17 protein-coding genes are annotated in these 14,801 nt (G+C 65.7%); 7 read left to right on the top strand and 10 right to left on the bottom strand.

Features of this window, described 5'->3' with window-relative positions; all coding sequences use genetic code 11:
* The first annotated feature begins 2 nt into the window (after positions 1 to 2).
* Positions 3 to 278, top strand: a complete 276-nt coding sequence (locus tag WI697_RS24900; RefSeq protein WP_345960336.1) for a cytochrome C oxidase subunit IV family protein — start codon at positions 3 to 5, stop codon at positions 276 to 278.
* A 4-nt stretch (positions 279 to 282) separates the two neighbouring features.
* Here WI697_RS24900 and WI697_RS24895 read toward each other — a convergent pair whose 3' ends face one another.
* The 5 genes from WI697_RS24895 to WI697_RS24875 form a co-directional block, all read right to left on the bottom strand.
* Positions 283 to 1,974 (bottom strand): TIGR01244 family sulfur transferase, encoded by a 1,692-nt coding sequence (locus WI697_RS24895; RefSeq protein WP_345960335.1) that lies wholly within the window; start codon positions 1,972 to 1,974, stop codon positions 283 to 285.
* Between the two features lie 239 nt (positions 1,975 to 2,213).
* Entirely contained in the window at positions 2,214 to 2,999 is a 786-nt protein-coding gene (locus WI697_RS24890) for a sulfite exporter TauE/SafE family protein (protein ID WP_345960334.1), read from the bottom strand.
* Between the two features lie 100 nt (positions 3,000 to 3,099).
* The gene (locus tag WI697_RS24885; protein WP_345960333.1) at positions 3,100 to 3,510 is read right to left on the bottom strand and encodes an ArsR/SmtB family transcription factor; all 411 of its coding nucleotides are present in this window, start codon (positions 3,508 to 3,510) and stop codon (positions 3,100 to 3,102) included.
* A complete protein-coding gene (locus WI697_RS24880) occupies positions 3,507 to 4,175 on the bottom strand; it encodes a peroxiredoxin (protein ID WP_062767808.1) in 669 nt (222 codons plus the stop codon). The genes WI697_RS24885 and WI697_RS24880 overlap by 4 nt, the downstream gene beginning before the upstream one ends.
* Before the next feature lie 107 nt (positions 4,176 to 4,282).
* A complete protein-coding gene (locus tag WI697_RS24875) occupies positions 4,283 to 4,750 on the bottom strand; it encodes an Lrp/AsnC family transcriptional regulator (RefSeq protein WP_014745004.1) in 468 nt (155 codons plus the stop codon).
* 118 nt (positions 4,751 to 4,868) lie between these two features.
* Between WI697_RS24875 and WI697_RS24870 the strand changes: the two genes are divergently transcribed.
* The 3 genes from WI697_RS24870 (at position 4,869) to WI697_RS24860 (ending at position 8,141) form a co-directional block, all read left to right on the top strand.
* Complete coding sequence (locus tag WI697_RS24870) at positions 4,869 to 5,516, top strand: LysE family translocator (protein WP_345960332.1); 648 nt, start codon at positions 4,869 to 4,871, stop codon at positions 5,514 to 5,516.
* Between the two features lie 112 nt (positions 5,517 to 5,628).
* Entirely contained in the window at positions 5,629 to 6,960 is a 1,332-nt protein-coding gene (locus tag WI697_RS24865; protein WP_345960331.1) for an HdeD family acid-resistance protein, read from the top strand.
* A complete protein-coding gene (locus WI697_RS24860) occupies positions 6,957 to 8,141 on the top strand; it encodes an MFS transporter (protein WP_345960330.1) in 1,185 nt (394 codons plus the stop codon). The genes WI697_RS24865 and WI697_RS24860 overlap by 4 nt, the downstream gene beginning before the upstream one ends.
* A 13-nt stretch (positions 8,142 to 8,154) precedes the next feature.
* On the opposite strand, the gene WI697_RS24855 is transcribed toward WI697_RS24860, so the two are convergent.
* The gene (locus WI697_RS24855; protein WP_345960329.1) at positions 8,155 to 8,535 is read right to left on the bottom strand and encodes an ACT domain-containing protein; all 381 of its coding nucleotides are present in this window, start codon (positions 8,533 to 8,535) and stop codon (positions 8,155 to 8,157) included.
* Between the two features lie 592 nt (positions 8,536 to 9,127).
* Between WI697_RS24855 and WI697_RS24850 the strand changes: the two genes are divergently transcribed.
* Positions 9,128 to 9,550 carry a hypothetical protein gene (locus tag WI697_RS24850; protein WP_345960328.1) on the top strand — a complete coding sequence of 141 codons (423 nt, stop codon included), beginning with the start codon at positions 9,128 to 9,130 and terminating at the stop codon, positions 9,548 to 9,550.
* Complete coding sequence (locus WI697_RS24845; RefSeq protein WP_345960327.1) at positions 9,550 to 11,049, top strand: hypothetical protein; 1,500 nt, start codon at positions 9,550 to 9,552, stop codon at positions 11,047 to 11,049. The genes WI697_RS24850 and WI697_RS24845 overlap by 1 nt, the downstream gene beginning before the upstream one ends.
* A 142-nt stretch (positions 11,050 to 11,191) precedes the next feature.
* Here WI697_RS24845 and WI697_RS24840 read toward each other — a convergent pair whose 3' ends face one another.
* From WI697_RS24840 to WI697_RS24825, 4 genes are read right to left on the bottom strand one after another with little or no spacing between them, the layout of a single operon-like run.
* Positions 11,192 to 11,776: a peroxidase-related enzyme gene (locus tag WI697_RS24840; protein WP_298644849.1), complete on the bottom strand. Its 585-nt coding sequence runs from the start codon at positions 11,774 to 11,776 to the stop codon at positions 11,192 to 11,194.
* A 53-nt stretch (positions 11,777 to 11,829) separates the two neighbouring features.
* A complete protein-coding gene (acuI, locus tag WI697_RS24835) occupies positions 11,830 to 12,822 on the bottom strand; it encodes an acrylyl-CoA reductase (NADPH) (protein WP_345960326.1) in 993 nt (330 codons plus the stop codon).
* Between the two features lie 28 nt (positions 12,823 to 12,850).
* Positions 12,851 to 13,531 carry an acrylate utilization transcriptional regulator AcuR gene (gene acuR, locus WI697_RS24830; protein WP_345960325.1) on the bottom strand — a complete coding sequence of 227 codons (681 nt, stop codon included), beginning with the start codon at positions 13,529 to 13,531 and terminating at the stop codon, positions 12,851 to 12,853.
* A gap of 41 nt (positions 13,532 to 13,572) precedes the next feature.
* A complete protein-coding gene (locus WI697_RS24825; protein ID WP_345960324.1) occupies positions 13,573 to 14,484 on the bottom strand; it encodes a LysR family transcriptional regulator in 912 nt (303 codons plus the stop codon).
* Positions 14,485 to 14,650: 166 nt separating this feature from the next.
* Here WI697_RS24825 and WI697_RS24820 point away from each other — a divergent pair.
* Positions 14,651 to 14,801 (top strand): transposase family protein (locus WI697_RS24820; protein ID WP_345959914.1); only part of this gene is annotated, 151 nt, incomplete at its 3' end.

Raw genomic sequence — 14,801 nt, 5'->3', positions numbered from 1 at the left:
GAATGATGACCGGTATCGGACGGCTGATCCTGATATGGGCGGCGCTGCTGGTGCTGCTGGCGGCCACGGTGGCGGCAAGTGCCGTTCTGCACGGCGCGGCCAGCCTGGCCGCCAGCCTGCTGATCGCCGCGATCAAGGCGGGGCTGATCTTCTGGTTCTTCATGCATCTGGGCGAAGAGGCGGGGCTCGTCAGGGTGATGGCGCTGGGCGCCATTGCCTGGCTCGGCATCCTCTTCGCGCTGTCGGGCGCCGACTACGCCACCCGCGGCTGGTGGTGAGCGATCATCCCGCCGAGGCGGGCATGGCGGGCTTGGGCCTGGCCAGCCATTCGCGGCCGCGCAGCATCGCCTTCCAGTACATCCAGGGCAGCATCCGTTCTTTCAGCAGCCAGGCGAGGTGGCTGGGCCGGCGGCCGTCGATCAGCCAGTTCGGGAAGCTCGGCAGCAATTTGCCGCCATAGCCGAATTCGGCGAGCACGATCCGGCCGCGCTCCACGGTCAGCGGGCAGGATCCGTAGCCGTCATAAACCGCGTCGACCCCCGAAATCAGGCCCAGATCGCGCAGCAGATTATGGGCCACCACCGGCGCCTGCTTGCGGGCGGCGGCCGCGGTCTTGGCATTGGGTGCGTTGCAGGCGTCACCCAGGCCGTAGACGCCGTCATACTGCCGGTGCCGCAGGCTCGACGGGTCGACATCGACCCAGCCGTCCGCATCGGCAAGCGGCGAGACCTTCACGAAATCGGGCGCGCATTGCGGCGGCACGACATGGATCATGTCGAAACCGCGCTCCACCGTGCTGGTCTGCCCCGCGGCATCGGTGCGGGTGAACCAGGCGGTGCGGGCGGGGCCGTCGATGCGGGTCAGCCTTTCCTGGAAGCGGAGATGAATGCCGTAGCGCTCCACATAGGACATCAGCGCCGGCACATAGTCTTTCACGCCGAACAGCACCGCCCCGGCGGTGCAGAAATTGATGTCGATCCCGGAGAGCACACCCTGCCGGCGCCAGTGGTCGGCGGACAGATACATCGCCTTCTGGGGGGCGCCCGCGCATTTGATCGGCATCGGCGGCTGGGTGAAGATCGCCCGACCGCTCTTCATGCCCTGGACCAGTTCCCAGGTGTAAGGGGCCAGGTCATAACGGTAATTCGATGTGACGCCGTTGCGGCCCAGCGTCTCGTCCAGGCCCGGAATGGCGGTCCAGTCCAGCTTGAGGCCGGGGGCGACGACCAGCGCCCGCCAGGTGATCACCCGGCAGCCATCCAGGATGACGGCCCTGGCATCGGGTTCAAAGGCCGCCACCGCCGCCTTGATCCAGGTGACGCCCGGCGGGATCAGCGAGGCCATCGTCCGGGCGGTGGTGCGGGCATCGAACACGCCGCCGCCGACCATGGTCCAGCCCGGCTGATAGTAGTGGATATCGGCCGGATCGATGATCGCGATGTCGAGATCGGGCTTGCGGGCCTTCAGGCTGGATGCGGCGGCGATACCCGCGGCGCCACCGCCGACGATGACCACGTCATGGTGGAGGCTGGTGCCATCCACCGGCGTGCGGCCGCCATTGGCGATCCGGCGGGCGACGCCGGTCATGTCGTAGCCGGCCGCTTTTGCGGCGGCGATGATCTCGGGCAGCGGCCGGCCGCGTGCGGCTTCGGCCAGCGACCAGAGCGTGGCCGAGCGCGTGCCCGAGCGGCAATAGGCGAGCACCGGCCGCGGCAGGCGGTCGATCAGCCCGGCAAAGGCGCCGGCCTGGTCATCCGTCACCTTGCCCGAGGCGACGGGCAGAAAGGCGGCCTCGATGCCGGCAGCCTGTGCGGCCTGGCGGATTTCCTCGAAAACCGGCTGATCGGGGCCTTCGCCGTCGGGCCGGTTGCAGATGACCGCGCGAAAGCCGGCGGCGGCCAGATCGGCCATGTCTTCCGGATGGATCTGGGGCGCGACCGAGACTGTCGGCGACAGGGCGTGCGTGCGGGGCATGGGATGGCTACTCCCGTCGGGGCCGGTCCGGTGTGGTCGCGTGCGGGCATGCGCCCTCGCGCGCGGCACGGGATCGTCAGGATCGGCCGGTGATATGTAACCTGTAATTGAAAATTTAGTCGGACCACCGCGCGGCGAGGCCTGCGCGGATCGGCCCTTGCGTGCCGGCTCAGCCGGTGGCCGGGGACGGGACCATGGGGTTTCCTCCTGTTCTTGATGTGTCTGAGCCTGGCCCCGCCTCAGACGGCGAGGCCGAACGCGGCAGCGTTGCGATAGAGCATGTAGAGGGCGACCACGAAGACGAGGCCCGCGAAGATGCGGTTCAGCACGGCTTTACGGGTGGCCAGGCGGCAGGCGAGCTGCATGCCGAGATAGCCGCCGGCCAGGCCGCCGACGATGTATTCGGCCGCAATCGGCCAGTCGACCAGGCCCGAGGCTGCGTAACTGGCGGCGGTGGTAAGGCCGAGCGCACCCACCGCCAGCAGGGACGAGCCCACTGCATAGAGCATCGGCATGCCGGTCGAGAAGATCAGGCCGGGCACGATCAGAAAACCGCCGCCGATCCCGAAGAAGCCCGACAACAGCCCGACACAGGCGGCGGCCAGGATGACCAGCGGCAGGCGCCGGGGTTCGTGGGCGCCACCTGCGCCACCGCCGCCGCCGCCGCGACGGAGCATCAGCACGCCCACCGCCATCATCAGCAGGGCGAAAAGGAACAGCAGACGCTGGCCGTCGACATCCTTGCCGATCCACGACCCGATGGCGGCACCGCCGACACCGATGGCGGCAAACAGCCCGGCATCGCGCCAGCGGACATTGCCGGCCCGGGCGTGACCTGCAAAATTGGCGAAGGCGTTGAACGAGACCGCGAGCGCGCCGGTGCCGATCGCCGCATGGGGCGGCAGGCCCACGACATAGAGCAGCAGCGGCGTCGCCATGATCGAGCCGCCGCCGCCGATCAGGCCCAGCGTGAAGCCGACGAGACCGCCGGAGGCGACGGCGAGGACCGATTGCAGCACCATCATGAGTCGGGTTCCCCTTATACCTGTATGGTCTGACCCGGATGGTCGCGGGGGCGCCTGTCTGCCCGGCGGCCGTGATTGGATGTCGGTTGTGGTGGGCTCTCTACCGCTCTTCCACCACGGCAAAGGTCGCGGCAGGCGTCAGGCGCCGTGTAAGACCGGTGGGTTTCGCGGGGGAAGGTGCCGCCATGGGCGCCTGGGCCTGGGCCTGGGCCGGGGGCGCCCCGGCGCCGCCGAAGCCCTGCCGCAGCAGGCCCAGAAGCTGCTCGGCATGGCCGGGCGTGATACGATAGAAGATCGTCCGCCCCTCTCGCCGGCCGGTGATCAGCCCGGCCTCGCGCAGCTCCCCCAGATACTGCGACAGGCTGGGCTGGCGGATGCCCAGGGCTTCCTCTATTCCGCCGACCGCACATTCGCCCTCCATCAGAAAGAAGGCGACACGCAGCCGGGCCGGATGGGCCAGCACCCGCAGCCGGGCGGCGCCTTCGGTGACGGCTTCGGGATCCAGGCTCATCCACGGTCTCCGGTCGGGCTGTCGGGCAGGGGGCCGGTGCGGAAATACCAGTCGGTTCCGGGGGCCTGGCGGTCGAAAAGGGTGTCGGGCGAGATGTCGACAGGCAGGATCACGTCGTCGCCGGGCATCCAGCCCTCGGGGGTGGCGACATCATGGGCGTCGGCGGCCCGGAGGGCGGCGACCAGGCGCAGCAGCTCTGCGACATTGCGGCCGGTGGTCATCGGATACCAGCTGATGGCGCGGATGATGCCCATCGGATCGATCACAAAGGCCGCACGCACCATCGAGGCATCGGGTGCGTTGGGGGCGATCATCCCATAGGCGCGGGCGATGGCCATCGACGGGTCTTCGACGATCGGGAAGGGGATCTTCACCCCGAACTGGTCGTGGATGCTGCGGATCCAGGCGACATGCGAGAACAGGCTGTCGACCGACAGCGCCAGCAGATCGCAGTCCAGTGCCGCAAAACTGTCGGCTGCCCGGGCGAAGGCAATGAACTCGCTGGTGCAGACGGGGGTGAAGTCGGCGGGGTGGGAGAACAGCAGCAGCCAGCGCCCCCGATAATCGGCGATCGCCCGGTCGCCCATCGTCGTCCGCGCCCGGAATTCGGGGGCCGGATCGTGAAGCAGGGGCGGTCCCTGGCGGATGATGGGCTGGTCGGTCATCCCGTCTCCTCGCAGCTCGGCGTTTCATATTCTATGAAATGGCATATCGATAGAATATGAAAAGGCCAAGTATGAGTCCAGGCAGGATTTTTCCGGCCGGTGCCGGGTCAACGCAGGGGTAGGGCGACGCTCTGCTTCACCGTCTGGCTGGGGACATCGGTCTTGATGTTGCGCACGCCCTTCACCCGGCTGAGGTGATTGGCCTGGAAGCGGCGGTAATCGTCCAGATCGGCGGCGACAACCCGCAGCAGGGCGTCGCAATCGCCCAGCATGATGTAGCACTCGACCACTTCGGGAAATTCGCGCACCGCGGCGATGAAGCGGTCGATGGTTTCGGCGTCCTGCGCCTCCAGCCAGATCCGGGCGAAGAGCGACAGCGGCAGGCCGATCTTCGCCGGGTCGACCACGGCGGCGTAGCGACGGATGATGCCGGCCTCTTCCAGCAGCCGCACCCGGCGCAGGCAGGGAGAGGGCGATAGCCCCACCTCGCGCGCCAGTTCCACATTCTGCATCCGGCCGTCGCGCTGCAGGGCACGCAGGATCCGCTTGTCGATCTCATCCAGTTTTATCGGCATGTGACCGGCTTTCGGCACCAAAAATTGGCATCTGATGCCAAGTATCGGCTGCTGGCTGGCATCTTCGCAACCCGATTGCCGGGCAGCGCGGCTATCGTCTGACGATGAACCTCCGCTGGTGGAGGCGGGGCAGGTGGGGGTGCGGATGGGCTGGGAATGGATGGCCTCGGTGGTGGTCTTCGCGATCGCGATGTCGGCGACGCCCGGACCGAACAACACCATGCTGACCGCATCGGGGGCCAATTGGGGCTTCCTGCGCAGCCTGCCGCATATGGCCGGGATCAGCCTGGGGGTGACCGTCATCCTGGCGGCCGTCGGCGCCTTCGGCTCGCCGCTGGTTGCCGCACCCGGGGTGCATGACGTGCTGAAATGGGTGGGCATCTGCTATCTGCTGTGGCTGGCCTGGAAGATCGCGACGGCCCGGCCCGCGCCGGAGGGCGCGCCCGCAGGCAGCGGCGGGCGCGGCCGGCCGCTCAACAGTCTGGAAGCCGCCGCCTTCCAGCTGGTGAACCCGAAATTCTGGGTGATCGCGGCCAGCGCCATGGTCACCTATGTGGGCGAGGGCGAAGGGGCGGGCGGCACGCTGCTGCCGGCGATCACCCTGGCTCTGGTCTTCGGCATCGTCACCTTTCCCTGCTCGGTGCTGTGGACCCTGGTCGGCGTGGGGGCCGGCCGGCTGCTGCGCACGGCCCGGGCACTTCGGGCCTTCAACATCGTCATGGCGGCCCTGCTGGTCGCCTCGCTGATCCCGATCGTTCTGGAGTAGGGCAGGGCCGGTCGACGGCGGTTTGCAGGACAGCGGGGCAGGATTGACGCCGGTCGCGGATCGTGGATGAAATCCGCAGTCTGAACCAAGCCGTCCGCTGTCCGGTGTCCCCTTGCTCAAGCTCGCCTTCCTTCTTATCGGTCCCGATGCATTCCGCGCGCGATGGTATGCTCTCGCCGGTGCCGGCGCCTTCCTGCTCGCCATCGCTGCCGCGTTGATGGCGGGCCTGTCTCCCACGCTGACCATTGCCACCTATCTGGCGCTTGGCCTCGCATTTCTGGGCTCGGGCCTGCTGATGGCGGTGGTCGCCGTCGCCTCGTCGGGGCCGCGCCGCTGGCTGGCCCTGGCCCGGCCGATGATGGCGATTCTGGCCGGGCTGCTGATCCTGGGCACGGCCTTCGAAACCGGCTGGCTGCTGTCGACGGCTTTTGCGATCGCCTTCATCCTGGATGGGGCGTTCCGCATCCTGATGACCCTGCTCACCCGCTTTACCGGCTGGGTGACCTCGATCGCCTGCGGCATCGCCGAACTGATCCTGGCGGTGATGATGCTGGCGGGCTGGCCGTTTTCCGGAGCGTGGAACGTGCCGTTCTGCATCGGCCTGTTCATCGGCCTGTCGGGCTGGCTGCTGATCCGGCTGGGCCTGCTGCTGCGCGGGCTGGAAGACGAGGCCGCGATCCTGCTGCTCCCGGTCTTCTCGGGGCGCGGCTGGTATGATCATGCCCCGGTATTGATCGGCGAGGCGCCGCCGCGCGGCCCCGACGATCCGCCGATGGTGGTGCGGATCTGGATGCCGGCGGGGCCGGAGCGGACCCGGGCGGGCCGGCCGGTGATCGATCGCTATCTTGGGGCGCAGGACGACGAGGGGGTATTCTCGGGCGGTCATGCCTCTCTGGAGCTGGCACCCGATCTTTATATCAGCCACTGGCCTGCGACCGATTTCGACCTGAACGGCCGGGGCCTGATGACCGTGTTCAGTTCGCGTGCCGACAATGACATGGCCGGAAGTTTTCAGCGCAGTTACGAGGAGGAGGCCGCCGACTGGCGACCGGCCGATCTCAGGATCGAAGTCCACCGTTTCAACCCGCGGCGGCTGAAGGCCTTCTGGGCCGGCTATAAGCAGGATGCCACCTACAACATCACCAACCGCAACTGTTCGGTGGTGGTGGCGGCCGGGCTGGATGCGGCACTGGAAGGCGTGCTGGCCGGGCGTCACCCCTGGCTGCGCCTGCTGGGGCTGATGATCGACCCTGATCTCTGGGTGGCGGCGATGATCCGCACCCGGGCTTCTTCGATGACCTGGACGCCGGGGCTGGTGCTGGACTATGTCCGCATCCTGGTCCGGATCGTGGAGCGGCGGGATGTGTCCTGGGGGCGGCGGTTCCGCGGCTTCCTGGGGCGGGTCGATGGTGAGATCACCGACAGGGGAGCGCCGGCGGCATGACCGGAACCGAGGCGACCGCGCCCGAAGACGGCGCAACCGAAGATGAGGGCAGCCCGCGGGGTAATCTGCTGTCGCGGGCGGCGGTCATCGCCACCGCGACCATGTTCGGCCTGACCTATTCACTGAGCGCGGCGCTGATCGCGCTCGACCTCGACCGGCGGGATCTGGACCCGGCCGCGATCGGGGCGAATGCGGCGATGCATGCGCTGGGCGTGCTGGCCATGGCTTTCCTGCTGCCGCGGGTGGTGCCGCGCCTCGGCATCCGCCGCATGGTGATCCTGTCGCTGGTGCTGGCGGCGGTGGTGCTGGTGCTGTTCCCGGCGACGCCGGTCTGGGTGTGGTTCGTGCTTCGCCTGCTGCTCGGGGCCTCGTCCGAAACCCTGTTCGTGCTCTCGGAAACCTGGACCAATGCGCTCGCCACCGAACGCACCCGTGCGCAGGCCATGGCGATCTACACCGCGGCACTCTCGGTCGGCTTTGCGGCCGGCCCGGCCATCCTGGCGGCGATCGGCTCGGAAGGCGCGACCGCCTATGTCGTCGGTGCGGCGATCGCGGCCGGTGCGGCGCTGTTCGTCGCGGCCCCCAAAGTGAGGGCGCCGGCCTTCGAACACCCGGTGAAGAAAAGCCCGCTCTACTTCATGCGGCTTGCCCCGGTGGCGATCGCGGCGATCATGCTGAATGCGGCGCTCGAAACCTCGGGCCTGTCGTTCCTTGCCCTCTATGCCGGCAATCTGGGCTGGAGCGAGAGCGGCGCCACGGGGCTTATGTCGGTGATGATGGTGGGCGCCATCCTGCTGCAGCTGCCGATCGGCTGGATCGGCGACCGCATGGACCGGATGATGCTGGTCCGGATTCTGGCGGTCATCGCGGGGCTGGGCGCCCTGGTCTGGCCGCTGGCGCTGGGCCACCAGATCGTGACCTGGGTGCTGCTGTTCGTCTGGGGCGGTGCCTTCGTCGGCGTCTATACCATCATGCTCGCCGTGGTCGGCAGCCGCTTCAAGGGCGGCGACCTGGTCGGCATCTATGCGGCGATGGGGCTGATGTGGGGCGTGGGCGCGCTGCTTGGGCCGGTGCTTGCCGGGGCGGCCATGGATGCCACCCGCCACGGCCTCGCCTTCTTCGCGGCGGCCGCCTGCTTCGCCTTCGTGGCGGCAAGCCTGATCAGGCCGCGGGTGGCCTGATCAGGGAGGGGGCTCACCCGATCCGGTGGCCAGCGGCCCCGAGTGCGGCAATCACCCGCTCCCGGTCGGCCGCCTGGACCAGCAGATAATCGGTGTCGAAGGTCGAGACCAGGAAGATGCCGATCCCGTCGGCCGCCAGCGGCTGCAGAACCGCGACGGCGATGCCGGTCTCGTCGAAGGCGAAGGGGCCCTGGAATTTGAAGCAGGACCAGGCTCGGTCTGCCCTGACATCACCGGGCACCCGCTCGGCCAGGCACACCACCGACAGCTCGTCGGCGGTGCGCGAGATCGAGACGAAACCCGGCCCGTCGGCCCAGCCCGGAATGGGGGCAAGGGGATCGAGCCGGGCGACGGCGTAGGTTCCGGGCAGAGGAATAAGGGCAATCTGCTTCATGATCGGGAACTTTCTGCAGGGTGGCCACGCCTGACGGCCCGGCCGCAAGGATATCAGGCGAGTAGGTCTTCTCGCCCGTCATAACCCCTGAAGTCACCTTCCGATCATGAAAGCCACCGGATGACAGGCCGGCTCTTTGGGGCATGTCGGCTGTCTCTGCCGTGTCGCCCGGCCATCAGAAAACTGAACGATCGTATCCCCTGACGTTTCGGGCGATTTTCATCGTATAGCCGTATGCATCAACTTACTGATTGAAATATGTCAAAAAAGCATAACTTTGTGTTGCGTTTTGCTTCGAGTGGAGCCAATAATTTAAAACGTCACCACGTGAAAACGTGATGAATTTACACACCAATTTTCGGACGTTGTCCGGCTTTGCCTCCGAAATCCAGTGGCATGCAGGTCAGGCAGAATCTCTTATCTGCCAATGGTTTATGCCATATGGGTGCCTGACGACACGATAGAGGCGCTGTACTGCGTGTGTAAAAATCGCCGCAACGCCACCTTTGTTCCGTACTCAAGGTGAATCAACACCAACAGCCTCACGCAGAGCATACCCCGGCGAAAGGTGAGGCAAACCCAAAGGTGAATAATGTCATCCAATGTCTATGTCTCAGCCGACATCGCGGTGCCGATCGATCTGCAATTAACCAATTGCGGGCCCGATGAATTCCCGGCGCACCTCATGTTCCATAAGATAAAATCGCGGGTGACAAAGGCAAAAATTATGGAGATTGAACGCCATACCCACAGATACGCTGTGCTGGACGTTGCCTTTTTTCTAAGTGGAATCTATGCGGCGTCGTTTGGAGTAATGGTGCGCGGGCATCAAATTGGAAGTAGTATCTGGTGGCGCTCCAGAACCGCAAGCACCACTCTCAATTGGGTCGGAGGTCATCATAGCCACGATTTCCGGGTCCAGATCGGGGCCAACGCGTTCAATTTTTCGATGGTTGAAGATCAACACTGGGGGAGATTCAGCGATTATATGATTAAAATCAGGAGCAGTAAGTGATGGGCAGCAACCTGTATATCACAAATCACTCCTCGCTGGGTTTGAGTGTTGAGCTCGTCAGGCAAGGGCCGGTCCACAGCTTCGATCGTAAAGTGGAACTGGCCACACATTTTGTCAATGCCGGCCGGAAACGCGCCAATGTGGTTCATATCGACCGCGGTCTGATTCTCGTCGGCGGCGATGCGATTGAGACCTTCGAGATTCAGATGCGCATTCACGGGAGGTTCGTCGGCGCTGTGGTCATCATGCTCGACGGCCGCAGCCAACCCTGGAAGAATGAGATGTTCTGGGCGCTGCGAAGCGCCGGCGCAACGCTCACCAGATTCCTCAATGACAAATCAACTCAAACGTTATCTTATCAAGCCTTTGGTTTCGATGTGACCGCCACAATTGCGGGAGAGCCGCATGGTCTCGGCTTCTATGACATCGTTGTGACGTTCGAGGCAGTCGCGATGAAGGCTCGCGACATCGATATCGATCTCTCGCTGAAATCACTTACCGGCACTGAGCAAGACTATCAGCTGTCAATGACAAGAGGGCATTTTGCTCTGGAGTCGGTGAACGGGCAACTCTCTGAGATTCAAACGAGTATGATCGTTCAGGATGGCGCACCTGTACGCTTGAAAGCGCAAACCCTTCCCGGCGCGCTATTAACCATAGCCACCAGCAGCGGCATCCTGAGCGAAATCCCAGTCGATCAGGTCGGCGAGGAGCTGCTGACTTTGACGGTTCATGCCGCCCCTTTGGCAGGTATAAATACCCACGCAAGGCCGACCATCACGCCGATAACTCTTGTCTCGGATCCTGTATCCACGCGGCCGCCTGGTGGAACCTCGCCGATTCCAGCCGATTACACTTATGAGCAATGGATTGACCTGTCGAAGCCTGATCATCGGCAATGGGCGATAGATGCGTTCGGCGGTATGTTGGCTTATGTTGCCGAAAATAGACAATACCTTTGGAATGGTTTCGCCATCTTTGACCCCAACACCGGGGGCATCAATCCGCGTGTGGTCACTGCCCGGGTCGTGAGTGCCCAAGGCGTGCCGCGTGTCGTCTTCGCCGGGTATCACAGAAATTTCAACACGGTGTTCAATCGCGGCTTTTTTGGCACCGGCAAAAATAAGTTCATCGCCCTGTTCAATGGCTATGGAACGCTTGCAGGCGCGAAGAAGGCGATCTCCGCAGGTGTTGTCCCGGAAGTACCGTCAATGATCCTGTTCGGGGTATCCGTTGCCCATAAGATCTATTCATCCCTCAGTGAAGAGGACGTATCCGCTGGGCAATTGCTCTCGATTCCGATTGGCGAATATCTTCAGAATCAGGTGACCAATGGTATCGCCGTCGCGCTGACGTCAGGCGTCATGTACATGCTCTGGGGCAACCCAAGGCAGGCACGAGGCCCTCGTGTCCCGGTCGTTGTTCTCGTCGCAATCAACTATGCCTCCAACCTCTTGGCGACGTACATCGTCGATTATGTGACCGACTGGGAGGACTGAATTCATCACGGCTGGCGTCAGGGGCGGAGGCGTGATGGTGAGCCGCTGAGAGCGGGCGCGTCGGCGCATGAACGGCTGATGAAGAAGGCCGGCATCTTTTGATGCCGGCCTTCTTCATCGCCTGAAACGGAAGCCGCAGCCCTCAACGGCCGAGGGTGTAGAACTCGTCATTCGGCCGCATGCGGGTGACATTGGCCATGCGGTTGGACAGGCCGAAGAACGAGGCGATGCCGGCGATGTCCCAGGCATCTTCTTCGGTGAAGCCATGGGCGGCGAGGGTGGCGAAATCCGCTTCTTCCACCGCATAGGCTTCGAACGACACCTTCATCGCGAAATCGAGCATGGCGCGCTGACGTTCGGTGATGTCGGCCTTGCGATAGTTGATCGCCACCTGATCCGCGATCAGCGGGTTCTTGGCCCGGATGCGCAGGATGGCGCCATGGGCGACGACGCAATACTGGCACTGATTGAGATTGCTGGTGGCGACCACGATCATCTCGCGCTCGGCCTTGGTCAGGTTGCCGGGCTTGTCCATCAGCGCGTCGTGATAGGCGAAGAAGGCGCGGAATTCATCCGGCCGGCGCGCCAGTACCACGAAGACATTGGGGATGAAGCCCGATTTCTCCTGCACCTTGAGCAGGCGGTCGCGGATGTCTTCCGGCATCTCGTCGAGCGAGGGCACCGGGAAGCGGCTGATCGGCAGGGCGGCGGGTGCGGTGTCGGTCATGGCGGGGCGTTTCCGTTGGGGAGGGATTCTTAAGGGGCGGGCAGAGGCGAGCGTCAGCCGAGCTCGGGGTTCACAGGCACGACCACGCGGCCGCGGACCTTGCCTTCAAGAATGCGGGCGGCGGTGGGAACCACCTCGTCGAAGCCGATTTCGGTGGTCAGCTCGTCGAGAAGCGCCGGGTCGAGGTCGCGGCCGAGGCGCTGCCAGGCTTCCAGCCGGTCGGGCCTGGGGCACATCACACTGTCGACGCCGGCAAGTGTCACGCCGCGCAGGATGAAGGGGGCGACGGTCGCGGGCAGCGACATGCCGCCGGCCAGTCCGCAGGCGGCGACCGTGCCGCGATACTTCATCTGGGCACAGATATTGGCGAGGGTCTGGCCGCCGACCACGTCGACCGCACCGGCCCAGCGTTCTTTCGCAAGCGGCTTGCCCGGCTCGGCAAAGGGCGCGCGGTCCATGATTTCGGCGGCGCCGAGCCGCGTCAGATAATCGGCCTCTTCGGGCCGGCCGGTCAGGGCCACGACCCTGTAGCCGAGCTTCGCCAGCACGGCGACGGCCACAGAGCCGACACCGCCCGCCGCACCGGTGACCAGCACCTCGCCCTTGTCGGGGGTGACGCCGTGACGCTCCAGCGCCAGCACGCAGAGCATGGCCGTGTAGCCGGCCGTGCCGATGGCGGCCGCCTGACGCAGGGTGAAGGGGCTGGCGAGCGGCACCAGCCAGTCGCCCTTCAGCCGGGCCTTGCCGGCAAGCCCGCCCCAATGCACCTCGCCCACGCCCCAGCCGTTCAGCACCACCCGGTCGCCGGGCTTCCAGTCGGCATGTTCCGAGCTTTCGACCACACCGGCCAGGTCGATGCCGGGCACCATGGGGAAGCTGCGCACCACCGGGCTCTTGCCGGTGATGGCGAGGCCGTCCTTGTAGTTCAGCGTCGACCAGCCGACCTTGACCGTGACATCGCCGGCGGGCAGCCGGTCGTCGTCGAGATCGGTCTGCCGGGCATGGTAGCCGCTGTCGTCCTTGTCGATCAGGATCGCCTTGAACATCGGGGAGGGACTCCGTTCGGGTGATGGGTCAGTTGGATGACGTGGCCGGCACCGGCGGCGGCGCATGGCCGAGCAGGGCGTAGAAGCCGGCAGCGAACAGCCGGAGCGGCGCCGGGTCGCGGTCGAGCTTGGTGCGCAGAACCGCCCCTTCCCAGCCGATCCAGAAGAAGGCGGCCAGGCGATCGCAGTCATGGGCCGCGTCGATTTCGCCGGTGGCCTGTGCCGCCCGCAGGCAGGCGGCGGTGCGGGCCTGCCAGTCCTGGAACACCGCGGCGATCTGCGCGCGGAAGCCTTCGGGCAGGGTGCCCATCTCCTGGCCCAGATTGCCCACCAGGCAGCCGCGTCGCCAGCCATGGCGGGCCATGCCCGCCTCGGCATCGGCGATGAAGCGGCCAAGCCGGGTCATCGGCGTCAGGCTGTCGTCCAGGAACCAGCGGTCGAGCTTGCGGGCGAAATAGGCCGCATAGGCGTCGATCAGCTCGGCGCCGAAGGCCTCCTTGCCGTCGAAGTAATGGTAGAAGGATCCCTTCGGAATGCCGGCCGATTTCAGGATCTCGTCCAGCCCGACGGCCGAGAAGCCCTTCTCGGTCAGGATGGCGACGCCCGAACGCACCAGCCGGTCCCGCGCATCGACCAGCCCGGCCTTGGGCGGGCGGCCCCGGCGGCGGGCAGGCGTGGCGGGGGCGGCAGAGATGGTGGCATCGGTCATGCAGTGAATTTAGACCGATCGTCTCTAAAATAACAAGACCTCTATTCAGGGGTGATCCCGGCGGCGACCTCCACGACCTGCTGACGCAGCCAGCGACAGGCCGGATGGTCGTCGGCGCGCCGGTGCCAGAGCAGATGGAAGGGAACCGACGGCAGAGGCAGGGGTGGTGGTGCCGCGACCAGATCCGGCCGGCCGTCTGCGACCACGCCGGCCATGACGGTGGCGACGAGATCGGTCTCGGAGACGATTGCGGGCACGGCGTACATCTGCGGCAGCATCAGGCCGATCCGGCGGCGGAGCCCGCGGGCCTGAAGCGCCTGGTCCACCAGGCCGAAGCCGTCGCCTTCGGGCGAGACCAGCAGATGGCGGGCCTCCAGAAAGGCCGTCAGATCGGCGAGGGCGGCTTCGGCCGGCCCGCCTTTGCGGGCGATGCAGACGAAGGGCTCGACGAAGAGCGGCCTGGACAGGATCCGCGCCTCGGGGCCCGGGGGCACGCCGACGGCAAGATCGGCCACCGCGTCGTCCAGCAGGCGGATCGCCTCATCCCGGCCCTGGAAGCCCAGCACCCGCAGGTCGATCCCGGGGGCCGCCGTCGCCAGCCGCCGGCCCAGCCCCGGCAGCAGCCGGTGGGCCGGATGCTCCGACAGCGCAAGCGTGACCCTGGCCGTGGCCGCGCCCGGGTCGAAGCCGGGCGCGATGTCGAGCGCCGCATCGATCGTCTCCAGGACCTGGCGAAAGGCGTGGGTCAGATCCAGCGCCCGCGGGGTCGGCGCCAGACCCCTGGGGCTGCGGACGAACAATTCGTCGCCGGTGGCACGGCGCAGCCGGGCGAGCGCCGCGCTCATCGCCGGCTGGGTCAGCCCGATGCGCCGGGCAGCGCGGGTGACGTTGCGCTCTGCCATCAGGGCCTGGAAGGCGGTGATCAGGTTGAGATCGAAGCCATTATGATCCATGTGATCTATGCCTTCATATGATTGCCATTGATTTCAATGATGACATAGGCGGCCCTACCTTCTCCATCGTCACCTGATGATGGAGGCCCAGGGGAATCGCATTTGAAAATCCCGGGTAGCGGAATGGTCAGAGATGGCTTCTTTATTCGGTTCCAAGGAGGAACCGATGCCATCTCTGATCACCATCCTGCGCCAGGTGCCCGACCCGCGCACGGGTAACGCGAGACGCCATGAGCTTCTGGACCTCCTGGTGATCGCGTTGACGGCTTCGATCTGCGGCTGCGAGAGCTGCGTCGATTTTGCCGACTTCGCAGAGG

The sequence above is a fragment of the Tistrella mobilis genome, assembly GCF_039634785.1.
Taxonomy (GTDB): domain Bacteria; phylum Pseudomonadota; class Alphaproteobacteria; order Tistrellales; family Tistrellaceae; genus Tistrella; species Tistrella mobilis.
The sequence above is the reverse complement of the archived record's forward strand: the minus strand, read 5'-3'. Positions and strand labels throughout refer to the sequence as shown.